The organism is Blautia wexlerae (assembly GCF_013300825.1).
GTDB lineage: Bacteria > Bacillota > Clostridia > Lachnospirales > Lachnospiraceae > Blautia_A > Blautia_A wexlerae_B.
The window spans coordinates 54,631-79,536 of record NZ_JAAIMY010000016.1 but is presented as its reverse complement, the minus strand read 5'-3'; the positions used below and the strand labels follow the sequence as shown (position 1 = coordinate 79,536).

Sequence of the window (24,906 nt, the reverse complement as noted above, 5' to 3'; positions counted from 1 at the left end):
GAAAGTATCCCCATTACCTATATGCAGATGGGGATCGTGCATGAGCGGGATACGGGCAGAGTCCGCCTGTCCCTTCCAAAGGCATTAAAAAAATATATGGAAGAAACATATCAGATCCATGAAAACTTTCTTTACCTTGAAAATAAGATTTTAAGGGGCATGGATCAGATCAAACAGCTGCGGATCTACCCGCCGGAGAAAGGAAACTGTAAAATTATTGTTGTTTATGAAGTCCCTGACCAGGAAGAACTTCCACAGAACGGACATGAACTGTCTATTGATCTGGGGCTTCACAACCTTATGACGTGTTATGATTCTGAAAATGGGAAGACGTTTATCCTGGGCAGGAAGTACCTTGCACTGGAAAGATATTTCCATAAAGAGATCGCAAGGGTGCAGGCCCATTGGTATGGACAGCAGTCCGGAAAGGGAGTAAAGCACCCGGTCACATCAAAACATATCAGGAAGTTATATAAGAGAAAACAAGACTCAGTAACGGACTATCTGCACAAGGTCACAAGGTATCTAGCAGAATACTGCCGGGAACAGGGGATCACCTGTATCGTTGCAGGGGATATCCGGAATATCCGGAGAGAAAAAGACCTGGGACACAGGACAAACCAGAAGTTCCACAGCCTGCCGTATAACAGGATCTACATCATGCTGGAATATAAGCTGAAAAGATATGGAATCCGCTTTATAAAACAGGAAGAAAGTTATACTAGCCAGTGCAGTCCGCTGTCACCGAAAGTGGGGAAAAGATATGCAGAGCCGTCCAAACGGAAAGAGAGAGGGTTGTACAGAGATGGAAACAGAACCTATAACGCAGATGCCGTAGGCGCATATAATGTCCTGAGAAAATATCACTCCGTATCCGGAGTAAAAAGAGAACTGTCCGTAACCGGACTAAAAACACCAGAAATAATAAAAGTAGCTGTATAGCTCTAAAGAGCAAACAGTAGTGGTGTCATGGATGCACCCTGAAAAAAGGCGGTATCCCGCCTTAATTCAGATGCTCTGGTAACTCAGTTGCCGAGTAATTCACGCATAGTGCTTGGTGGAATGATGGCTATTGATATGGGCGGACCATTCAACAAAGCAGCATAAGCAGCGAAATAAAAAGCAATAATGAAAAAATTAAAATAAAAAACATGGAGGGTATCAAAATGAAAGAATTTAAGTATGTGGTTACAGACAATGAAGGAATCCACGCACGTCCTGCAGGAGAGCTTGTAAAACTGGTAAAAGGTTTTGAGTCAACGATCTCCATCGAAAAAGAGGGTAAAAAAGTAGACTGCAGAAAACTTCTTGCACTGATGGGACTTGGCGTTAAGAAAGGCCATGAAGTAACATTCACGATCGAAGGTGCTGATGAAGAAGCAGCATACGAAGCAGTAAGCAAATTCATGCAGGAGAACCTGTAATTCACAGAATTAAATATAAGAAACTGACAGACAGGAGATGATGCATTCATCTCCTGTTTCTGTTATAATGAGATAATGAGAATTGGGGGAGCTGCGAAGCAGCGGAGCAATTCGTAGATATCGGAGAAAATAATCATAAGTAAATAATCAAAGTAAATATACAATGGAGGCAGAAGTACATGCTTACAGAACAGAGATTTGATATTATTCTGAAGCTTCTGGAAGAAAAAAAGAGTGTTACAGTAACAGAGCTGAGAGAACTTCTGGATGCATCAGAATCCACAGTGCGCAGAGACATCACTGCACTGGACAAAGCAGGAAAACTTACCAAGGTTTTCGGCGGTGCAGTAGCATTAAATCATAAAGTAACTGCCTATGAACCGACAGTAGCGCAGAAATCAGAATTAAATAAAGAAGAAAAGCAAAAGATCGCAAAATATGCAGCCAGTCTGATCACACCGGATGATTTCGTTTATCTGGACGCAGGAACCACCACTGGTCTGATGCTGGAATATCTGGAAGGTGTAAAAGCTGCCTTTGTCACCAATGCAGTATCCCATGCCCAGACTCTGGCAAAGATGGGAATCCGGGTTTACCTGATCGGAGGAGAACTGAAGAGTTCTACAGAGGCAGTCGTAGGCAGTCAGGCAATGCAGATGATCCAGATGTATCATTTTACAAAGGGATTTTTTGGAACCAATGGAATTACCAGAAGGGAAGGCTTTACCACACCGGATACCAGCGAAGCAATTGTAAAGAGTACTGCAATGAAGCAATGCAAAGATGTATATATCCTGACAGATAAGTCGAAGTTTGGAGAAGTAAGTTCTGTCACATTCGGCGGGTTTACAGATGCTAAAATTCTTACAGAAGAAATTCCGGAGGAGTATGAGGACAGCAAAAATATTCTGAAGGTGAAATAAATAATGGATCAAATGCCGCCGGCAGACAGAGCAGGCAGGAATGATATTTAGATTGGAGAGATGTGGGATGAAGTTTGGGCATATTGGGGACCTGCATATTGGGAAAAGGGTGCATGATTTTTCCATGCTGGAGGATCAGAGGTATATTCTGGATCAGATGATGAAAATCTTTGAGGAACAGAAAGTAGATGGAGTTCTGATCGCAGGGGATGTTTATGACAAGACAGTGCCGTCGGCAGAGGCAGTGCAGCTGTTTGATGAATTTATTACAGGATTGGCTAAAGCTGAGATTCCGGTGTACATGATCAGTGGAAATCATGATTCAGCAGAAAGGCTTTCCTTTGGAGCAAAGCTGTTTGAAAGCAGTGATATTTATATTTCGCAGGTTTATGATGGTGAAATGAAAAGGATTGTGCTGGAAGATCAGTATGGGCCAATATCTGTATATCTTCTGCCCTTTCTGAAACCTGCGGCAGTACGCCATGCTTTGCAGAGGGATGACATTAATACTTATGAAGAGGGTGTCATGGCTGCTCTGCAGGAGTGCGAGATTGACAGGACACAGAGAAATGTGCTGGTGGCACATCAGTTTGTGACTGGAGCAGACAGAAGTGACTCAGAAGAAACATGGGTTGGCGGTCTTGATAATGTCAGTGCGGAGGTATTTAAGGATTTTGACTATGTGGCACTGGGACACATCCACAGACCTCAGAAAATGGGGAGAGAGACCTTGCGTTACAGCGGGACGCCGCTTAAGTATTCTTTTTCAGAAGCAGATCATAAAAAGTCAGTAACGATTGTGGAGCTTCTGGAGAAAGGAAATGTGACGGTCAGTACAGTACCTTTGATTCCCAAACATGATATGCGTAAGCTAAGGGGAACTTATATGGATGTGACAGCGAAGGATCATTATACTGCTGAAAATAAGATGGATTATCTTCAGATTACCCTGACGGATGAGGAAGATGTGCCGGGGGCACTTCAGAAGCTACGTACTGTTTATCCCAATCTGATGCGTCTGGAATATGATAATAAACGAACACGTGAGAACCGGGAAGTTCAGGCAGTGGAGGCTCAGGAACAGAAGTCAGAGCTGGAACTGTTTGAGGAGTTTTATGAACTGTTAAATAATGAACCTATGAAAGAAGAACAGACAGAGTTTGTGGAGAAACTGATCCAGAATCTGAAGGAGGTGCGCGTATGAAACCATTGAAGCTGACATTATCTGCATTTGGTCCATATGCGGATGAGACTGTGATCGATTTTACACAGCTTGGAGGACAGGGACTTTTTCTGGTGACCGGAGATACGGGAGCAGGAAAAACGACGATCTTTGATGGGATTACATTTGCGTTGTACGGGGAGACAAGCGGAGGAGTCCGGGAGGCATCCATGCTCAGAAGCAAGTATGCAAAACCGGAAACACCTACCTATGCGGAATATATTTTTGAATATAAAGATGCAGTGTATACAGTGAAGCGAAGCCCGGATTATGAGCGCCCAAAGACCAGAGGTACCGGAATGACCACCCAGAAAGGGGAAGCATTGCTTACTTTTTCTGATGGAAGAGCTCCTGTGACAAAGCTGAAGGAAGTGAATCAGACAGTTACTGATCTGATCGGGTTAGATATGAAGCAGTTTACGCAGATTGCTATGATCGCACAGGGAGATTTCAGAAAATTGCTGCTGGCTGACACAGAGGAACGCAGCAACATTTTCAGAAAGCTTTTCCATACGGATATTTATAAGGTGATTCAGGAAAAATTAAAATTCGAGGCCGGTGGTCTGGACAAGGCGTATAAAGAGCTGTTGAGAAGTATCCGCCAGTATACGGAACAGGTCAGATATTCTACAGAAGACCAGTTGGGACAACAGTGGATATTGATGGAGAAGAATGGCTTTGAGGGAAATCTGGAAGAAGGTCTGGAAATCCTGGAGCAGTTTCTGAAGGTAGATAAAGAGACGCTGAAAAATTTGAATAAGCAGATTAAAGAGAACGATAAAGAACTGGAAAAAGTAAATCAGCTTTTGGGAAAGACTCATAAAGAAGCAGATGCAAAGGCAAGGAAGGAACAGCTTCTGCAAGAGAAAGAGGTATTGCTTCCGCAGTTGGAACAGGCACAAAAAGCTGCAGAAAATGGGGCAAAGGAACCTGATGAGATCCAACGCCTGATGCTTTCCATACAGAAAGAAAAAGAGAATCTGGAGCGTTATACAAATCTGGAAAATCTGCTCAGAGAAACAAAGAAGGCTTCCCTGCAGATAGAAAAGCTGGGAACGGACGGTACAGAGCTGCAGAATCGTCAGAAAGAAATGAAAGCTGTGCTTGAAGAAAAACAAAAAGAATATCAGACAACAGACGGTGCAGAAAAAGAAAAAGCAGAAACAGATTTCCGGAAAGAGAAAATAGATACTCTTTATGCAGGAATTTATAAGAACTGTGGAAACCTGGAGTTTCTTCAGACAAAAATCAGTGAACTGAAAATACAGTCCGGGCAGGAAGAACAATTTGCGAAACAGATAAAAAAGGATTTGACTGATCTGGAAGAGAAAATTGTTTCCTGTGGGAATCTGGAAATCAAAGAAAACAGTCTGGTCATACGTTTGCAGCAGATAGAGAAAATAGAAGATCAGCAGAAACGGTATCAGGATCTGGAAAAGGAAGCAGAGAGCAAAAAGAAGGGTTATCTGACCGCTTCTCAGAAACGGACAGAAATAAAAGAAATCCTGAACAAAATGGAGCAGGCCTATCTGGATGGGCAGGCAGGTATACTGGCAGCAGATCTTCAGGATGGGATGCCATGCCCGGTATGTGGTTCTGTTCATCATCCAAAGCTTACGCAGATTCCGAAGGAAGTTCCCACAGAAGAACAGCTGAAAAAACAGAAAAAGTTAACAGAGGCTGCAGAAAAAGTGGCATCTGACGCAAGTGTGCAGGCAGGAGAGGCAGCAGGACTGGTGCAGCGTTGCAGGGAAGAACTGACAGAAGGGGTTAAAAGCTATGCAGCACAGTTTCTGCCACAAGAGGAAGCCGAAGAGATACTTCGAAAGGAACTTCCTGATCATGAATTATGTTTATTTGTAAAAAATCAGGAAAGCAGTGTACAGACAGGATTAGAAGAAATTCAAAAACAGAAAAAAGCTTATCAGGATCTGTTGAAGAAAAAGGAAGAGTTTACCAGACAGTCGGAGCATCATGCAAAAGAATTTCAGAAATTACAGATCAGTCTTGAAAAGAGGAAGAGCCAGCTGGAAAGTATTCAGGAACAGCTGCAGAATCAATTGGACGAACCTGTACTGACATGGATCCATGAAGAAGATATAAGACAGAGAATGAAAACTGATCCGGAACTGTCACAGGATCACAGCGGTGAAATAGTGTATCAAAAGGAAATCTGTAATGTATCACAGGCTTTGCTGCAGGGAAAGAGAGCAGTAGAATGGCTGAAACAGCAGCAAAATATTCTGGGGCAGAAACAAAAGGATCTGACAGCACTTCTGGAACAGAGAAAACTTCTGGAGATGCAGATTGGTAAGACTCAGACAGAACTCACAACGATCACAGACCAGATTAATCAGAATCAGCAGCAGACAGCAGCAGAGAAATCCAGATATGAGCAGTTGCAGAAGCAGAGAGAGAATATGGAAAAAGAGCTGGGTGAGAGGACAAAGGAAGAAATCCTGTTTCAGATCCAGCTTAAGACTGAGGAACAAAAGAAGCTTGAAATACATTATAAAACAGTAACAGAAGCGAGAGAAGTATTAGAAAAGAGAATGACAGAGCTGGATTCGGTAATTGCATCTCTGACAGAACAGTTAAAAGAATCCATAAGTATTTCAGCTGAGGAACTGAATGCTCAGAAAGAAAACTTTGCACAGCAAAAGAAATCACTTTCAGAAAATCGTGATGAAATCCATGCCCGCCTGGAAATCAACAGTGACATGTATGAAAAAATCCGCAGACAGCAGACAGAACTTCTGAAAACGGAAACCCGCTGGAAGTGGATGAAATCTCTCTCAGACACTGCCAATGGTACGATCACGGGTAAGGCAAGGATCATGCTGGAAACTTACATCCAGATGCAGTATTTTGACCGCATTCTTGCGCGTGCCAATATCCGTCTGATGACCATGAGCAGCGGTCAGTACGAGTTAGTTCGCAGAAAAGAAAACAAGAGCAGGGTAGGGAAAACCGGTCTGGAACTGGATGTAGTAGATCATTACAATGGAACTGTTCGAAGTGTCAAGACCTTATCAGGCGGAGAAACATTTCAGGCATCTTTGTCTCTGGCATTGGGACTTTCCGATGAGATTCAGTCAAGTTCCGGTGGAATCCAGCTTGATACCATGTTTGTGGATGAAGGTTTCGGATCTTTGGATGAAGATGCCCTTGATCAGGCAATCCGCGCATTGAAGGATCTCAGTCAGGGAAGCAGACTGGTTGGAATCGTTTCCCATGTAGCAGAACTGAAAGAACGTATTGATAAGAAGATCATAGTAACCAAGAAACGAACAGAAGATGGAGTTGGAAGTACGATCTGTATAGAAGGTTGAGATTTTATGGTCAAGTGGATAAAATTATCCGCTTCGCTATGTGGCACTACATCGAATAACTGTTTCACAGTGTATCAGAAGGAGTTGTCACTCCTCCTGATACAAGCAAGTCCCTACCCATTGCTTATTGTTTTTGCAACCGACCCCGGGGACTTACTTGATTCGGTTAAAAAAGGCAGTTACTAAAAAAAAGTTATACAAAATTAACTTGACAGAATACCAGAGATAGTATATATTAAGTTATGAAGTTAGACATAAATAACTCGAACTGCTGAACGATCTGTTGAAGGTCTTTTTACAGCAGTAATTCAAGCTTTGCAGCAAACAAAAGCAATAAAATGTTTCGTAAAGCTTTATTTTTTGATAGATAGTTAGCATAGCCTAACCAATATTCTGCCATTGAGAAAGGAATCATAACATGCTGGAGAAATCTGTGATCGAACATTGTTCACCTACATTAGCATCTATTAAAACCGGAAATCTTTTTACATACAAATATGAATCTGAGGAAGAATTATGGGAAAGCGTGGAAGGCTTTAATGAATGTGTAAGAGAAAAAGGCGTTTCCCTCACAGTACTTCGCAGGAGTGAGAAAAAGGCGCTGATTTATGTCTGCCGGTTCTCAAGCCTTGAAAGAGATCTGAAGAAACCTGGTGTTGCGAGTTTCATAAAGAAGTATGGGTATGAGAGTACAGATCCTGCATATGCACTTGAGAGACTGAGAAGCCGCCTGGCCCAGAGAGAAGATTTCCCTCATGAAATCGGATTGTTTCTGGGATATCCGCTGGGAGATGTGATCGGATTTATCAAGAATGCAGGGCAGAACTGTAAATGTGTAGGTTGTTGGAAGGTTTACTGCAATGAATGTGAGGCAATAAAGGCTTTTGCGAGATTTAAGAAATGTACCAGCGTGTATGTGCGTCTCTGGAATCAGGGAAGAAGTGTACGTCAGCTGACAGTAGCTGCGTAAGGAAGAAGTTATATACAGTAATATAGCAGGGACGGAGAGTCCGTTTAAGAATCAGTATAATAGAAAAGCCGTATGACTTTTTATTATAATATAAATCATGGCTTTGCGGCAAAGAGAAGGCAGAGCAAATTTAAGGAGGATTTTAATCATGAGTAAAGTAGCAGTTGTATATTGGAGTAGCACAGGAAACACAGAGGCAATGGCAAACGCAGTTGTAGACGGAATCAGAGAAAAAGGCGGCGAAGCTGTTCTTCATACCTGTGAGGATTTTGACGGTTCTAAAGTTGCTGAATATGATGCAATCGCCTTCGGATGCCCTGCAATGGGAGATGAAGTTCTCGAAGATACAGAATTCGAGCCAATGTTTGACGGATGCAAAGATGCCCTGAAAGGCAAGAACATAGCTCTGTTTGGTTCTTATGGATGGGGAGACGGCGAATGGATGCGTAACTGGGAAGAGTCCTGTAAAGAAGCAGGTGCAAATCTTGTATGCGACAGCGTGATCTGCCAGGAAGAGCCAGATGATGAAGCTACAGATGCTTGCAAAGCTTTAGGTGCTGCATTAGTATAACAGAATAGATAAGATAAGAAATATCGGGAGACTGTCTGTATGAATATGCGGCAGTCTCCTTTTTTCGGTTGATAATATTTACAGAAACTGTTTTTTTATACAGCGGGTCATCCGGTTCATCCGGACAGCCGTAATTCAGGATATGAATACGGAATTCCTGTAACAGTGGGAGATAATGTATGGATCGGCGGAAATACAGTGATTCTTCCGGGTGTTACCGTTGGAAGTAATGTAGTGATCGGTGCAGGAAGTGTAGTATCCAAAGATATCCCGGATAATACGATCGCAGCCGGAAATCCATGTAAAGTAATTCGCGAGATTACAGATGAAGACAGAATCTATTACTTTAAGAAACAGAAATTTGATGATGAGGCGTGGGAAGAAGTAAAGAATAAAAATAAATAGCAGAACTGACAGGCCGCTGTATTAAGAAAGAAAACTTATACAGCGGCTTTTTACGGATAAATTCTATTGTTGCAGACAATCTGGAATGAATTTATGGATATGTTGCTGAGAACGGAGTAAACAGTAAGTATATGTTGTGAAATGACAGAAAAAAGGAGTTTTTGCGAATGACAGACCGTAAAAAATGTGATATGATAAATTCATACATAAAAATTCATACAATTAAAAGAAAAGAAAGAAAATATAGAGTGCTATTGTATGAATTACGAAATGATTTACAGAATCAGACGGAGCATCTGAGCTGATCAGCAAATGTATGAAGTTACAATTGTCTTGTGAAAGGAGATACATTATGGGATTAATTAAAGCAGCAGCCGGAGCATTTGGGGGTACAATGGCAGATCAGTGGAAAGAGTTTTTCTATTGTGATGCGATTGATAAAGATGTCCTTGTAGTAAAAGGTGAGAAGAGAGTCAGCGGACGTTCTTCTAATAAAAAAGGGAGCGATAACATTATTACAAGCGGTTCAGGAATCGCAGTTGCAGATGGTCAGTGTATGATCATTGTAGAACAGGGAAAAGTCGTGGAAGTATGTGCGGAGCCTGGCCAGTTTACTTATGATGCATCTACAGAACCAACTATTTTCTCCGGAAGCCTGGGGGAAGGAATACGAAGAACTTTTGAGACGGTAAAGAAACGCTTTGAATATGGTGGTGATACAGGTAAAGACCAGCGAGTTTATTATTTCAATACAAAAGAGCTGGTAGATAATAAATTCGGTACAGCTAATCCAATTCCATTCCGTGTAGTAGACAGAAATATTGGTCTTGACATTGATGTATCCGTCCGCTGCAATGGTATTTATTCCTATAAGATTGTAGACCCGCTTCTGTTCTATACCAATGTATGCGGAAATGTTGAAATGCAGTATGACAGAGAAGAAATTGAGGGACAGTTAAAGACTGAATTCGTCAGTGCCCTGCAGCCTGCGTTTGCAAAGATTTCAGAACTTCAGATCCGCCCAAGTGCGATTCCGGGTCATGTGCAGGAATTGTGTGATGCCATGAATGAGGCACTTACAAAGAAATGGATAGAGACCAGAGGTCTTGCAGTTGTTTCTATTGCGATGAATCCTGTAACACTTCCGGAAGAAGATGCACAGATGATCAAAGATGCACAGAAAAATGCGATTTTGCGTGACCCGACCATGGCGGCGGCTACTCTTGCCGGAGCACAGGCTGATGCAATGAAAGCAGCAGCGTCCAATACCGCAGGTGCAATGACAGGATTTATGGGAATGGGAATGGCAGGTCAGGCAGGCGGAGCTAATATGCAGAATCTTTATCAGATGGGGGCACAGCAGCAGGCGGCTCAGTCACAGGCAGCTCCGAAGATGCAGGCAGCATCCGGGTCTGGTACGTGGAAGTGTGAATGCGGCGCAGAGAATACAGGCAAGTTCTGCTCAGAATGTGGTAAACCGAAACCACAGCCGGCAGAGTGGACATGCAGCTGCGGTGCGGTAAACACCGGGAAGTTCTGTTCAGAGTGTGGCAGTCCGAGACCGGCAGGCAAATGGACATGCAGCTGCGGAGCTGAAAATACCGGAAAATTCTGTGCAGAATGCGGTAAACCAAGACAGTAAGAGAATACAGTACGAGGGGGAAAATCTATGTCTGATTTAAAAGAGTATAAATGTCCTGCCTGTGGTGGTGCAATAGAATTCGACAGTAAGTCACAAAAAATGAAATGCCCGTACTGCGACACAGAGTTCGAAGTGGAAACTCTAAAAGAGCTTAATGAACAGATGAAACGAGAAGCCGGTCAGGAAGATGATCTGTCAGGCTGGCAGACAAATGCAGGCGGAGAATGGCAGGAAGGTGAGACAGATGGAATGAATGTTTACACCTGTCAGTCCTGCGGCGGCGAGATTATTGCAGATGAGACTACAGGTGCATCTAACTGTCCATATTGTGGAAATCCGGTAATTATGACGCAGAAATTTAAAGGTGACCTGAGACCGGATATGGTAATTCCGTTTAAACTGGACAAGAAAGCGGCAAAAGAAGCTTATTATAAACACATTAAGGGCAGACGGCTTTTACCGAAAGCTTTCCGTAAAGAAAATCATATAGATGAGATCAAAGGAGTATATGTTCCGTTCTGGCTTTTTGATGCAGATGTTGATGCAGATGTGCGTTATAAAGCGACAAAGGTGAGAATGTGGAGTGACGATGACTATGATTATACAGAAACCAGCTATTATTCTGTAGAAAGAAGTGGTGATATGGCATTTTCCGCTGTACCGGTAGATGGTTCGGAGAAAATGCCGGATGATCTTATGGAGTCTATTGAACCGTTTAATATGGCAGAAGCAGTAGATTTCCAGACAGCATATCTTTCCGGATATCTGGCAGATAAATATGATGTCAGTGCAGAGAAGAGTGTGGAAAGAGCACATGTCCGTATGAAGCAGAGCGCAGAAGATGTGCTGGCAGGTACAGTAGAAGGATATGCAACTGTAGTTCCGGAAAACACGAATGTGCGTATGTCCGGTGGAAAATCACAGTATGCTTTGTATCCGGTATGGATTTTGAATACAACCTGGAAAGGTGAGAAGTACATATTTGCCATGAACGGACAGACCGGAAAGATGACTGGTGATCTTCCAATAGATGAGAAGATTTATCTGAAATGGCTTGTAGGACTGACAGCAGTTTTTACAGTTTTTGCTTATCTTGTTGAAATGCTGATTTTCTAGGAGGACGAAGAATGTTAAAGAAAAAGATTATACCTGTATTTCTGGCTTCTGTCCTTGTCATATCAGGGACTGCAGGATTTTCGGCCGGAATAGTTTCAGAGAATGTTTATGCGTCAGAAGAAGTACATACACAAAGACTGTCGGATTTTGCAGATCTGTTGGATGCGGATCAGGAAGAAGAACTGGAAACAAAACTGAATCAGATCAGTGAAGATTATGATTGCGATATTGTAGTTGATATAGAAGAGAGTATAGACGGTATGGATCCGACAGCCTATGCAGATGATTTCTTTGATTACAATGATTATGGAATGGGAGATGACAAAAGCGGTATTCTTTTTATGCTGACTATGTCTGAACGCAAATGGGCGATATCTACTCATGGAGAGGCTATCAGCATTTTTACAGATGCGGGGCAGGAATATATAACAGACAATATTGTATCATATTTTTCTGATGGCGATTATTATGAAGGATTTACGAAGTTTGCAGATTTGTGTGAGGAATTTATCATCCAGGCGCAGAATGGGGAATCTTATGATGTTGAAAATCTGCCGGAGGAAACGCAGCCTTTTTATATAAGATTTCTTATCGCACTTGTGATAGGCTTTGTTATTGCAGTGATTATATCTGTAGTGATGAGAAGCGGTATGAAGACTGTTCGTATGAAACCAGATGCAGCGGATTATATGAAATCAGGAAGCCTTCATATAAATAAAAGCCGTGATATGTTCCTGTATAATCATGTCACACGTACAGCAAAACCGAAGGAGGAAAGTTCCGATGGTGGAAGCAGTACTCATACAAGTTCTTCAGGTGAGACACATGGAGGTTCTAGCGGTTCATTCTGATTGTTATGGACATAAACGTATATAAAAAATCCTGATTCGAAAGATCAGGATTTTTTATATATAATAATCTGTCCTGATAGAGGTGCTGTCTATTGCTGAGCACTCTTGCTGACCAGGAAATTGATAAATTGATTGTAGTGTAAAATCTTTTTCAACTGTTCAATAAGAATAGACAGTATTAATGAAATCATAAATAAAACAGTTATAATTCCAAGAGGATATTTGAAACTGTAAGTAAAGTCATAGAACCATACTTTACGGATATAATTGTGGACTAGAAAAATATTTGCGGAATAAATTCCAAGAAATATAAGTATCTGGCGCAGTCCGGGAATGATAAATATAAATTCGCAGCAAAAAGCAGCAATAATAACCGGAAACAGAGCGTCCCACAATGGATAAAGTGGTCCCATCAAAGGACCCTGCCGAAGGATCATAAGAAGAAACATCAGAATGCATTCAATCACAAATTTGATAAAACAACCGGTTTTGGATGATTTTACAACCTGAAAATTAACGATCCGGGCAATTGTATTATTGTGAGCACATACGACTCCTACTGCGATACACAAAAGATAATGCCAGAAATCGCGGTTTGGAATAGATACTGTGAAGTTAATAACGGCGATCAATCCTAAAAAAGGAACGGTTCCCATTCGCCGTAGAAGCAGATAAAAAGCCGGAACTATCAAAACAATAATAATTGCCAGACTATAATACCAGTAAGTCCCCAGAAAAGTAGGAGTTTCCAAAAGATGGGCAAGTCCAAGCATATCTATGAAAAAATATTCCACAGAACCGGGAAATGAAGTTCCATAAATTTCTGCAAAACGTCCGGGATCATAAAAAAATCCAAATAAATCCACCAGTAAAAAGACAAAAATAAAACCTCCTAACAGGCGAATCAATCGGGAAATTATAACGTTTCTGACATATAACGGCAGTTGGTCTTCTGAAACAGAAGAATTTTTTATTTTACTGGTAATGCCATAAGCACTGATAAACACAAAAATACAGACACAGATTTTGAAAAAAAGTGCAACATAATTCCAGATTGGTTCCGGAATTATAAAAATAAGATCCTGTCCCTTATAACGTGAGGGGCGCATGAAACAATGATGACAGATCAGCATGATAATGGCAATTCCTTTAAGACACAGAGATTCCTGTCTGCCAAAAACAGTAAGGGAAGAAGCTTGTGTTTTTGAAGATTTTTCCATAATAAAACTCCTTGAAAATAAAAATTATATTAAGTACCAGTTTACAACTTTTTATACTGCTTTACAACTTTTTTTATTCAAAACAGGGTTATGAATAAAAAATATGAAGGATACCAGTTGCAAGAGAGAAAAGAATATGCTACAGTACAAAGTGGTTTGTTCTGTAATAAAGGTCAGGCTGTACTGTAATGTTTCGGAAATCATCTGTCCGATCATTATGAAATCAAATAAAAAATAAAAATAATGGAGAGAACATGAAAAAATACGTTGACAATTTTATGCAATATCAGTTCCTTTTGTCAGAACTGGTAAAAAAGGGAATTAAGCTGAAATACAGACGTTCTTATCTGGGAATGATATGGTCTCTGTTGGAACCACTTCTGACCATGATCGTACTGACTATTGTATTTGGTACTCTTTATGGAAACACGGATAAGACCTTTCCTGTTTATATCCTGACAGGGCGACTTCTGTACAGCTTTTTTTCGCAGGCAACAAAAGCTGCACTGAAATCTATCAGGCAGAATTCAGCTATGATCAAAAAGGTGTATGTGCCCAAATATCTGTATCCGTTATCCAGTGTACTGTTTAATTATGTGATTTTTCTCATTTCACTGATCGTGCTTGCAGTGGTAAGCGTTGTACTTGGAGTGAAGCCGACAACGCACCTGTGGCAGTCGCTGGTTGCACTGGTATTAATTTTGTTTATTTCTTATGGATGTGGTATGATATTGGCTACAATTGGAGTATTTTTCCGTGATATGGAATATCTCTGGTCTGTAGCATTGATGCTGGTCATGTATACCTGTGCAATTTTCTATTATCCGTCTAAGCTCTTGAAAAGCGGATGGGCATGGATACTGAAATACAATCCGTTATATTGTGTAATTGATATATTCAGAAGCGGTGTATTTGGGGAACCTATGAATATTGATTATCTGATTTATACAGTTGCCTTTGCAGTTTTGAGTATGCTGATCGGGCTGATCTGTTTTAAAAAGAAACAAGATGATTTTATTCTCTATATCTGATAAATGATAAACAAGATATTATAAGAAATTTCATAGAAAAAAATTCGGTTATGAGCAAGTAGCGAAGCGGATTTTAAATATCCGCCGGACCAGAGACATAAGGAGTAAAAATGAGTAAACCTGCAATTATTGTTGATAATGTCAGTATGAAATTTAATCTGAGTAAAGAAAAAGTAGACAGTCTGAAGGATTATATTATTAAATCCTTAAAGAAGGAAATCCAGTATAATGAGTTCTGGGCCCTGCAGAACGTCAGCTTTACAGTAGAAAAGGGCGACCGTGTAGGAATTCTGGGTCTGAACGGAGCAGGAAAAAGTACACTTCTGAAAGTAATCGCAGGAGTTTTTAAACCAACAGAAGGAACAGTGACCAAATATGGAAAAATGGTTCCGCTTCTGGAACTGGGAGCAGGATTTGATCCACAGTATACAGGCAGAGAGAATATCTATCTCTATGGTGCGATGCTTGGGTATACAAAAGCCTTTATTGATGAAAAATATGATGAGATCGTGAAGTTTTCAGAATTAAAAGAATTTATTGATGTTCCTATCAAAAATTATTCTTCCGGCATGAAATCCAGACTTGGATTTTCTATTGCAACAGTAGTATCTCCTAAAATCCTGATCCTCGATGAGGTACTTTCAGTGGGAGATGCGAAATTCCGAAAGAAAAGTGAAAAAAAGGTATTAAGTATGTTTGATTCGGGTGTTACCGTTCTTTTCGTTTCTCATTCTCTGGCACAGGTACAGAGAATCTGTAACAAGGCGATGATCCTGGAAAAGGGAAAGCTGATTGCATACGGAGATATTGATACGATTTCCGAACAGTATGAACAAATGACAAATTAGTGTACCAAAAATAAAAATTGCACTGACATTTGAACTGATTTATGTAGGAGAGAAGAAGATGAAGGTTTTGCAGATTGGAATGGGAAATGTCTCCGGTGGACTGGAGGCGTTTGTAATGAATTATTACAGGATTCTGGTTCATATGGATGTGCAGTTTGATTTTGTATGCATGTATGATAAAATCGCACATGAAGAGGAAATCAGAAAACTGGGTGGAAAAATTTATTATATTCCGAATGTGAAAAAAAATTATCGCGGTTATATAAAAGAACTGAAAAATATTCTAAAAGAAACAAAATATGATGCAGTCCATGTAAATATGCTTTCGGCTGCAAACATTGTTCCGCTTCGTGTGGCTTATACAATGAAGATACCAAAAATAATTGCACACAGCCACAGTTCTTCCTGCCCGGGACTAATCCGTAAGATGATGGACTGGTGGAACAGACCGAAGATTGCGAAATATGCCACGGACAGGATTGCATGTGGAGAAATGGCAGGCAGATGGCTCTTTGGAGATAAAGCCTTTCAGAATGGACAGGTTAAGGTAATCAATAATGCCATTCAGGTAGAAAAATTCAGTTTTTCAGAAGAAGAGAGAGCTTCTTTGAGAAAGAAACTTGGATGGGAAAATAAAACAGTAATCGGTCATGTGGGACGATTTGATATTCCAAAAAATCATGACAGGATGATTGATATTTTTCAGCAGATAGTTTCTGAAAAAGAGGATGTGATCCTGTGCCTGGTTGGACCAAAAGAGGGGCTTTATACGCAGATAAAAGAAAAAACAGTGCAGAAAGGTCTTGAGAATAAGGTATATTTTGCCGGCAGACAGGAAAATATCCGCAGATATCTGTCTGCTATGGATGTTTTTCTGTTTCCGTCTGTCTTTGAGGGAGTTCCATTTGCTCTGATAGAAGCGCAGGCAAACGGACTTCCATGTGTGATGTCAGATGCAGTGTCTGAGGAAGCAATAGTTTTTTCAGAGAGAGTCAGACGGTTGTCTCTTGAAGTGGATAATGTACAGTGGGCGATGACGGTAATGAGGATGAGCTGTATGCATAGAGAAGATGTAACTTCGATAAAGAAAAAGCTGTCAGATGCGCACTTTAATATTGAGACAGAAGCAAAATATCTGAGAGATTTATATCAGAACTGAGGTAATGTACAGAGATGGATAAGATTGATTTTGTACTGCCCTGGGTGGATGGTTCAGATGCAGACTGGATAAAACAGAGAAATGAATATCTGGGAATCAGGTGCGGTCAGAACCTGGACAGCAGATTTCGGGACTGGGAAAATCTGCAGTACTGGTTCAGAGGTGTTGAAAAATTTACTCCATGGGTGAATCATATATATTTTGTGACATGGGGACATATCCCTTTGTGGCTTAACAGGAATCATCCGAAACTTACAGTTGTGAAACATGAGGATTATATTCCTGAACAATATCTGCCTACATTCAGTAGCCATCCCATTGAACTGAATATGCATCGTATCAAAGGTTTATCCGAACAGTTTGTGTATTTTAATGATGATACTTTTATTATAAATAAGATGGAACCGGAAGATTTTTTCAGAAAAGGTCTTCCAAGGGATTATTGTATTGAAACTGCGCTGGTACAGGACGATATCAATAATCCTTTTGCATCGATTCTTATGAATGATGCAGCACTTGTAAATATGCATTATTCAAAGAAAGAAGTTATTCGCAGAAACTGGAGGAAATGGTTTCATCCTGTATATGGGACGATGGTATTCAGAAACATGCTGATGCTTCCGTACAGGGAATTTTCAAGTTTTAAATACTCTCATATTTCCAGTCCTTTTCTGAAAAGTACTTTTGAGAAAGTATGGAGTGAAGAGGAAGAAGTACTGGACAGAGTGTGTCGGACCAGATTTCGTTCTGCAGGAGATGTAAATCAGTATGTTATGAAATACTGGCAGTATATGGAGGGAAAATATGAACCTCAGTCGCCAAAAATCGGAAAATTTCTTACGATCAGTATTCATGATGAGCAGATACATGATACGCTCAGAAATCAGAAATGTAAGATACTGTGCATAAATGATACAGAAAATATCAGTGATTTTGAGGCACGAAAAAGAAATATGAGAGAATCTTTTGAATATATTCTGCCGAAAAAATCTACATTTGAATTATAATTATGGGAATGTCGGATGTAAACGGATTAGTGTACCAATAAGCTGTAACAATTTACAAAAAGTGCAGGAGGATATATGACAAAGGATGCGGTAAAAAAATATACAGATGAACTGGGATTTGCCGGGATGATCCTGCATTATATCAGTCGTTTTATGACAAAAACGGAGAATCAGGTCATTGGAAAGCTGACTATGCGTTTTGGACGGGTGAAGAAGAATCGTCTTGTATTTAAGAATCGGGAGATGATGGATTGTACAGATAATCCGGAAGCCTTTTATGAATATCTGATAAATTCCGGCTATAATAGAGAGTATGAGATCATCTGGATGGTTTCTGAGAAAAAGAAATTCAGAAACAGAAAGATAAGAAATGTAAAATTCGTAACTGCGGAAAATAAATATGGATGGAGCAGTCCAATGGCATTTTATTATGGTGCTACAGCTGATTTTTTCTTTTATTCACATAACAGTGCAGGATTAAACAGATACCGGTGTAAGGGACAGAAGGTTGTGAATCTGTGGCATGGATGCGGCTACAAAGATGCAGAACAGGGAAAGAAAAAGCAGAATATAAAACCTGATTTTGATTATGCACTTGTTCCGGGACCGGTATTTGTGAAAACAAAATCCAGACTATGGAACTGTGAACCTGAAAGACTGTTGATGATGGGATATCCAAGATATGACTGGATGTTACATCCGTCAATGAGCAAAACGGAAATCCTGGAAAAACTGTTCGGATGGAACGGAAAAAAGGCTGTTTTGTGGATGCCGACTTTCAGAAAGAGCGATCTGGGAGGCTGTGCGGAAAGTGAGATAGAATTTCCCTGTCAGCTCCCGGCAATACAAAATATAAGGGAATTGCATGAAATCGATAATTATCTCAGAGAGTATGAAATTCTTCTTATCATAAAGAAGCATCCGCTTCAGACCGGATGGGAACAGAATGAGCAGGAATTTACCAATATACGTTATGTTACGGAAACTCTGCTGGATGAAAAACAGGTAAAACTGTATGAATTGATTGGAATCAGTGACGGATTGCTTTCAGATTATTCATCAGTAGCAGTAGATTACCTTCTTCTGGACAGACCTTTAGGATATGTGCTTGCAGATTATGATATGTACAAGGAAAAAAGAGGATTTGTATTTGAAAATCCACTGGAGTATATGCCGGGAGAGAAGATTTATAATGCCTGTGATATTAGAAGATTTATGGAATACTTGACAGATGGAACAGATAATTACATGCAGGAGAGAGCGCAGAGTCTGAAGAAAATGCATAATAAAACAGAAAATTATTGTAAAAGACTGGCAGATTATTTACAATTGTAACTGCTGTATGACTGTAAAAAAACAGGCAGTTGTCTGTCGGATGAAAAAACAGGGAGAATATTATGGGAAAAGTAATCGGATATACACAGGGGACATTTGATATGTTTCATATTGGACATTTAAATCTGATCAGAAATGCAAAGATGCATTGTGATTATCTGATCGTAGGTGTGAATGCAGATGCACTTGTGGAATCTTATAAACACAAGAAACCAATTGTTCCGTTGGAGGAAAGAGCGGAGATCGTACGTGCCATCAGGTATGTGGATCAGGTCATTGTAACTGATACTCTGGATAAAGGAAAAATCTGGAATAAAATTCGATTTGATGAGATTTACATCGGAGATGACTGGAAGGGAAATGAACGCTGGGAGAAAACAGGAAAGCAGATGGAAGAACTGGGAGCCAGATTGATATACCTTCCGTATACGAAGGATACCTCATCAACCATGCTCCGTGAAAAACTGAAAGAATTTTAGGGAAGAAGAGTATGAGCAGACTGACAGGAAAAGCAAAAAAGATTTTTGGAAATATTAAAAAGGTGCAGCGGGAAAAGGGAACAAAAGCCATGATGTGGGAATTATGGTCTACGGTGACTTATGTGCTGTACGATAAAAAGAAAATCCGTTATATAAAAAAATTCCCTCCAAAGATGGTGGAAAACAGGATTCTGTTTGAAACAAACGATGATTTTACAGATAACGGACGCGCACTTTTTGATTATCTGGTAAAACAGGGATATAATAAAAAGTATGAAATCGTCTGGCTGGTTCATGAGCCTGGAAAATATAAAAAATATGAAACAGAAAATGTAAAATTTGTCAGAAATTTTAAGAAAAACTCTTCTATCCGGCGAGCTGAGGCATACAGGTATGCCCTGACTTCAAAATATATTTTCTATACTCAGGCATTTAACTGGATTGGGATGTCGCGAAAGAACCAGCTTTTTGTTGACCTTTGGCATGGATGTGGATATAAGGCAAATAAAAAGAACAGAAAAGTGTTTTTTGATTATTGTCTGATTCCGGGAGATATTTTTATAAAAACAAAAATGGAATTTTTTGGATGTACTTCCAAAAAACTTCTTCCACTGGGATATCCGCGATACGATCTGATGCTGAAGGGAAGTAGCAGAGCAGCAGAATACAGTAAAAAACTTCTGGAAGAAACAGACAGTAAAAAATTGATTCTGTGGATGCCGACGTATCGTCATGCTTCAAGTGAACGTCTGAACGAGGAAACATTGAATAATGAATTTAATATTCCGATTATAGATGATAAACAGAAATTGCTGGAGTTAAATACTTTTTGCCGGGAAAATAAGATTCTGATCGTAATTAAGAAGCATTACCTTCAGATTCCTTATGATTTCGGGGATAATGTACTGACGAATATTATTTATCTGGAAAACCGGGATCTTGAAAGAGAAGATGTGCAGTTGTATGAGTTTATTCATTATGCAGATGCACTGGTTTCCGATTATTCCTCTGTGGCAATTGATTATCTGCTTCTGGACAGACCTCTGGGATTTACACTGGATGATTATAAGGAATATACAGAGTCCAGAGGCTGGGTATTTGAAAATCCGTTAGAATATATGCCGGGCAGTCATATTTACAATATGGATGAGTTTGAACAGTTTTTACTGGATGTAAAGAATGAAAAAGACTCGTATATTGAAGAACGGGCAAAGGTGAGAGTTCAGACTCATAATGTATGTGAAAATTATTGTCAGAGAGTGTTGGATTATCTGAAACTGTAAAAATAAATATATTCCTGTCTGTATCTGAAAGCTGATATAGCAGTTTCATAAAATGCAGGCAAAAGAAACTGGAAATAAATAACAGAGGAAAGAGTATATGAAAATATGTATCTGGTGTACAAAGATATTTGATCTTGGTGGCACAAAACGAGTAGTCACTCTTCTGGCAAATGAACTGGTAAAAGAACATGATGTGACAATTATGGTATATGAAGACCGGTTTAAAGAAGACCGTAATATGTATCATATGAGCGAAGATATCAAAGTGGATTTTATTGATAACGATTTCTTTGTGAACCGTCATCATACACCTGCTTTTTGCTGGAGATATCTGGTACGAAAACTAAATAATAAATGGGGAATTTTTAATCGTGAAAAGTTAAATTCTGTTTTGGCGGATGCCATTTTTCCCAAAAAAACACAGGATAAATGGGTAGAGTATCTGAATGAACAGGATTATGATATTATTATTACAACAGCATCTCTGAGCCTGAGACTGGGGATGCTGGCCCCCAGACTGAAGGCAAAAACCATAGGCTGGCAGCATAACTGTTTTGACGGATATCTGAAAGTGCCCAATGTGGTATTCTGGAAACAGGAGGCATTGCTTCAGGAATATCTTCCAAAGCTTGACAGATATATTGTATTAAGCGATTATGATAAAAGAGATTATAAAAAAATACTTGGAATTGTTACAGAGGTAAAAATCAATCCGAGAAGTTTCGTGAGTGAGAAAAAGTGCGATCCGGAAGCGAAAAGATTTCTTATGGCAACACGGTTTGTATATGCCAAAGGACTTGACCTTATGATGGAGGCATTTGAAAAATTCTGCAGGGAAGATGATGAATGGCAACTGGATATTATTGGCTCAGGAGACCTGTGGAATGAAATTGTCGCAGATGCCAAAAGGCGTCATATTGAAGACAGGGTTAATTTTGTAGGATATACGAATGAACCGGAAAAGTATTATCTGAATTCCTCCGTTTTTCTGCTTCCTTCAAGATGGGAAGGCTGGCCTATGGTAATTATGGAAGCATTTGAATTCGGACTTCCGGTGATTGCTTTCCATACAGGAGCAATGGATCTGATCATTGATGATAGAAAAACAGGATTTTTACCTGAGGCATTTGATGTGGATAAATTTGCTCAGGCAATGCTGAAGCTTGCCCATGATGATGAGTTACGAAGAAAAATGTCCCGGAATGCAATCTGGAAATCAGAGGATTTTGCTATTGAAAAGGCAGTTTCCGAATGGAATCATCTTTTTGAAGAGCTTATGAGAAGGGGCGAATTTTACGAGCAGAATAAAAAAGCAATTCTCCAGTGCAGATATAAATATCAGATGCGTACCACATGCGCGGAATATGTAAAGGAATATCCGGTAGAGGAAAAAACAATCCTTTATGAGGCATTTGGCGGGAGGGGGATGATCTGTAACCCTTATGCTATCTTTAAATATCTGATGTCAAAAGAAATGTACAGGGATTATAAACATATCTGGATCATTGATGATTATTTGGATAACGGAGAAGAAATTGAGAAGTATAAGAAATATCCGAATGTGAAGTTTGTGAAGTATAAATCAAAAGAGTATTGTAAAGCGATTTCTACTGCAAAATATCTGATCAATAATGTGAGTTTCCCAAGTTATTTTGCAAAAAGGAAAGAGCAGGTGTATCTTAATACCTGGCATGGGACACCTTTTAAATATATGGGATTTGATATCCAGGGGGCAGGTGTGGCACAGGGAAATACGGCTGAAAACCTTTTGAACGCAGATTATATTGTATCATCAGGATCTTATATGACAAAAACAGCATATGAAAACTCCTATAAATTGAAAAATATTTATGAGGGTGTTGTGCTGGAAGAGGGATTTCCACGAAATGATGCATTTTTCCGGAATAACAGAGAAGAGACTTTGGGAAAACTGCACAGATGTGGGATTAATCTGGAGAATGATAAAAAAATCATTCTTTATGCGCCTACCTGGCGGGGAGAAAAATACAGTACTCCCGAGACAGAAATGGAAACAATATATGAGCTGATCCGAACGGTAAGAGAGAATATAGACAGTGCGAAGTATCAACTGATCATAAAATTGCATCAGATTGTATATTACCACATGAAAGAATATCAGGTGGAAACAGGTTCTGAGTATAATATATTCGTACCTGCAACTATGGATACAAATGAATTACTTGCAATTACGGATGTACTGATTTCCGATTATTCAAGTATTTTTTATGATTTTCTCAATACAGACAGATCTGTTCTGTTTTATCATCCGGATAAAGATGATTTTGAGCATAACAGAGGGTTGTATTTTGAAGAGGAAAATCTTCCGGGACCAGTGGCGGCAGATAAAGAAACCCTGGGAGGATTTTTGCAGAATATTTCCAGTGCAGTTGAACCATATCAGGAACGATACAGGCAGATAAAAAGCCAAAATTGTTTGTGGGATGACGGACATGCCTGTGAGAGGATTGCAGCGGCAGTTTTTGAGGGGGCAAAGCCGGAGAATCCTGTATTTCTTAATAAAACTTCAAAAATAAAGATTCTTGTTTATGCCGGAAACTTTGAAAATACTGATCAGGCAGGTGAGTTTGATGAATTTCTGAAGTCAGTGGATATGGAACGATTTGATATTACCCTGATCGGCACCGGAGCAGAAAATGAAAAAACTGCACAAAAATTAGAAGAGCTTTCGAAGAAGATCAGAGTATTGTACTGGAAACCTTCTTATCCGGCAACAGATGAAGAATATGTGTGTCATGACAGGTTTATGAAATCTGAATCGCAGGATGTGCCGGAAATGCTGGAAGATTTTTATAGCAGGGAATTTGGAAGACTGACTGGCAAGTCGCAATTTAATTATGTGGCAGTATTTACTGAAAGAAAAGAATTCTTCCCTGTTATGTCAAAGAAAATACAGGTAAAAAGGATTTTTACCGGGGATAACTGGAGGGAAATTCTGAAATTATAACAGGACAGAGAATATCCTGTAAACAGATAAGGAATATCCATGTTATGTAGAAGCAGTCTGGGAATACAGAAGTACCGGACTGCTTTTTCTCTGAAAAATTAAATGTCCTTATGACTTTAATGTTACTGATTTTTCAGATACGCTCTAAGGACGAAGATAATTACGCATATATTTCAGGGCATTTTTTTCCAGCCTGCTGACCTGTGCCTGGGAAATGCCGATTTCCTGTGCTACTTCCATCTGGGTCCTTCCTTCATAAAAGCGCAGTTCAATAATATGTTTTTCTCTGGGAGTGAGTTTGTGCACAGCTTCTCTCAGAGCAAGATTTTCAATCCAGTTGTCCTCTTTATTTTTCTTATCACTGATCTGGTCCATGACATACAGAGTATCTCCACCTTCTGTATAAACAGGTTCGAAAAGGCTTACTGGATTCTGAATAGCATCCATGGCGTAAACGATCATTTCTTTTTCAATTCCTAACTCCTGAGCGATCTCAGTGATGGTTGGTTCTTTGAGATGCTGTTTCATATAATTTTCCCTGGTATAGATTGCTTTGTATGCAATATCACGGAGGGAACGGCTGACGCGGATGCTGTTATTGTCCCGGAGATAGCGGCGAATCTCACCGATGATCATCGGAACTGCATAGGTGGAAAATTTTACCTGCAGAGTAGTATCGAAATTATCGATTGCCTTGATCAGTCCGATACATCCGATCTGGAAGAGGTCATCTGCATTTTCATTGCTGTTCTGAAATCTGCGTATCACACTGAGAACTAACCTGAGGTTTCCTTTGATGTATAATTCCCGTGCCTGCCCGTCGCCTTCTCTGATCCGTCTGAACAGTTCCTCTTTTTCTTCTGAATTGAGAACAGGAAGTTTCGATGTATTGACTCCACAGATTTCTACTTTGTTCAGTGCCATCTTATTGAATCCTCCTTATTATCTTTGAATGTAAAACAGATTTATTCATGTTCTACAGAAATCCCGGAAACTCTGACTTTAAAAGGATTATTTTCCGGGAATGTTATAATAAAAATGATTCTCAGATGGAAGAATGTTTATACCATGGAAGAGAAAATATAAAAAATATCAGCCCTTG

Annotated in this window: 20 protein-coding genes and 1 pseudogene; 19 read left to right on the top strand and 2 right to left on the bottom strand. The window is 39.8% G+C overall.

The window, feature by feature from the left end; genetic code table 11:
• From G4417_RS09825 to G4417_RS09775, 11 genes and pseudogenes are all read left to right on the top strand, one after another.
• A partial coding sequence (locus tag G4417_RS09825) for an RNA-guided endonuclease InsQ/TnpB family protein (protein WP_173717683.1) occupies positions 1–942 on the top strand: 942 nt, incomplete at its 5' end.
• Positions 943–1,166: 224 nt separating this feature from the next.
• Positions 1,167–1,424 (top strand): HPr family phosphocarrier protein, encoded by a 258-nt coding sequence (locus tag G4417_RS09820; RefSeq protein WP_019162036.1) that lies wholly within the window; start codon positions 1,167–1,169, stop codon positions 1,422–1,424.
• Between the two features lie 179 nt (positions 1,425–1,603).
• Positions 1,604–2,347 carry a DeoR/GlpR family DNA-binding transcription regulator gene (locus G4417_RS09815; RefSeq protein ID WP_055053618.1) on the top strand — a complete coding sequence of 248 codons (744 nt, stop codon included), beginning with the start codon at positions 1,604–1,606 and terminating at the stop codon, positions 2,345–2,347.
• 40 nt (positions 2,348–2,387) lie between these two features.
• Positions 2,388–3,551, top strand: a complete 1,164-nt coding sequence (locus G4417_RS09810) for an exonuclease SbcCD subunit D (protein WP_330380563.1) — start codon at positions 2,388–2,390, stop codon at positions 3,549–3,551.
• Positions 3,548–6,901 (top strand): AAA family ATPase, encoded by a 3,354-nt coding sequence (locus G4417_RS09805; RefSeq protein WP_173683311.1) that lies wholly within the window; start codon positions 3,548–3,550, stop codon positions 6,899–6,901. Before G4417_RS09810 ends, G4417_RS09805 begins: the two co-directional genes overlap by 4 nt.
• Positions 6,902–7,319: 418 nt before the next feature.
• A complete protein-coding gene (locus G4417_RS09800) occupies positions 7,320–7,871 on the top strand; it encodes a DUF3793 family protein (protein WP_118567007.1) in 552 nt (183 codons plus the stop codon).
• Between the two features lie 148 nt (positions 7,872–8,019).
• Complete coding sequence (locus G4417_RS09795; RefSeq protein ID WP_173683310.1) at positions 8,020–8,442, top strand: flavodoxin; 423 nt, start codon at positions 8,020–8,022, stop codon at positions 8,440–8,442.
• Positions 8,443–8,538: 96 nt separating this feature from the next.
• Positions 8,539–8,847, top strand: a pseudogene (locus tag G4417_RS09790) (DapH/DapD/GlmU-related protein); the annotation flags it as partial.
• 352 nt (positions 8,848–9,199) lie between these two features.
• Entirely contained in the window at positions 9,200–10,489 is a 1,290-nt protein-coding gene (locus tag G4417_RS09785; protein WP_173683309.1) for an SPFH domain-containing protein, read from the top strand.
• 27 nt (positions 10,490–10,516) lie between these two features.
• Positions 10,517–11,605, top strand: coding sequence for a hypothetical protein (locus tag G4417_RS09780; RefSeq protein ID WP_173683308.1), 1,089 nt, complete (start codon positions 10,517–10,519; stop codon positions 11,603–11,605).
• Positions 11,606–11,616: 11 nt separating this feature from the next.
• Positions 11,617–12,456: a TPM domain-containing protein gene (locus G4417_RS09775; protein ID WP_173683307.1), complete on the top strand. Its 840-nt coding sequence runs from the start codon at positions 11,617–11,619 to the stop codon at positions 12,454–12,456.
• 89 nt (positions 12,457–12,545) lie between these two features.
• Here the strand turns inward: G4417_RS09775 and G4417_RS09770 are convergent, their stop codons facing one another.
• Complete coding sequence (locus tag G4417_RS09770) at positions 12,546–13,676, bottom strand: acyltransferase family protein (RefSeq protein ID WP_173683306.1); 1,131 nt, start codon at positions 13,674–13,676, stop codon at positions 12,546–12,548.
• Between the two features lie 254 nt (positions 13,677–13,930).
• On the opposite strand from G4417_RS09770, the gene G4417_RS09765 reads away from it, so the two are divergent.
• The 8 genes from G4417_RS09765 (at position 13,931) to G4417_RS09730 (ending at position 23,804) form a co-directional block, all read left to right on the top strand.
• Positions 13,931–14,707 carry an ABC transporter permease gene (locus G4417_RS09765; protein WP_173683305.1) on the top strand — a complete coding sequence of 259 codons (777 nt, stop codon included), beginning with the start codon at positions 13,931–13,933 and terminating at the stop codon, positions 14,705–14,707.
• Positions 14,708–14,817: 110 nt separating this feature from the next.
• Complete coding sequence (locus G4417_RS09760; protein ID WP_173683304.1) at positions 14,818–15,555, top strand: ABC transporter ATP-binding protein; 738 nt, start codon at positions 14,818–14,820, stop codon at positions 15,553–15,555.
• 58 nt (positions 15,556–15,613) lie between these two features.
• Entirely contained in the window at positions 15,614–16,714 is a 1,101-nt protein-coding gene (locus G4417_RS09755; RefSeq protein ID WP_173683303.1) for a glycosyltransferase family 1 protein, read from the top strand.
• A 14-nt stretch (positions 16,715–16,728) separates the two neighbouring features.
• Positions 16,729–17,721 (top strand): stealth family protein, encoded by a 993-nt coding sequence (locus tag G4417_RS09750; RefSeq protein WP_173683302.1) that lies wholly within the window; start codon positions 16,729–16,731, stop codon positions 17,719–17,721.
• Positions 17,722–17,796: 75 nt separating this feature from the next.
• Positions 17,797–19,056 carry a CDP-glycerol glycerophosphotransferase family protein gene (locus G4417_RS09745; protein ID WP_173683301.1) on the top strand — a complete coding sequence of 420 codons (1,260 nt, stop codon included), beginning with the start codon at positions 17,797–17,799 and terminating at the stop codon, positions 19,054–19,056.
• Between the two features lie 62 nt (positions 19,057–19,118).
• A complete protein-coding gene (locus G4417_RS09740; RefSeq protein ID WP_173683300.1) occupies positions 19,119–19,535 on the top strand; it encodes an adenylyltransferase/cytidyltransferase family protein in 417 nt (138 codons plus the stop codon).
• Positions 19,536–19,546: 11 nt separating this feature from the next.
• Positions 19,547–20,818 carry a CDP-glycerol glycerophosphotransferase family protein gene (locus G4417_RS09735; RefSeq protein ID WP_173683299.1) on the top strand — a complete coding sequence of 424 codons (1,272 nt, stop codon included), beginning with the start codon at positions 19,547–19,549 and terminating at the stop codon, positions 20,816–20,818.
• Between the two features lie 97 nt (positions 20,819–20,915).
• Complete coding sequence (locus tag G4417_RS09730) at positions 20,916–23,804, top strand: CDP-glycerol glycerophosphotransferase family protein (protein WP_173683298.1); 2,889 nt, start codon at positions 20,916–20,918, stop codon at positions 23,802–23,804.
• Positions 23,805–23,948: 144 nt separating this feature from the next.
• On the opposite strand, the gene sigG is transcribed toward G4417_RS09730, so the two are convergent.
• Positions 23,949–24,728 (bottom strand): RNA polymerase sporulation sigma factor SigG, encoded by a 780-nt coding sequence (gene sigG / locus G4417_RS09725; protein WP_173683297.1) that lies wholly within the window; start codon positions 24,726–24,728, stop codon positions 23,949–23,951.
• Positions 24,729–24,906: the final 178 nt, after the last annotated feature.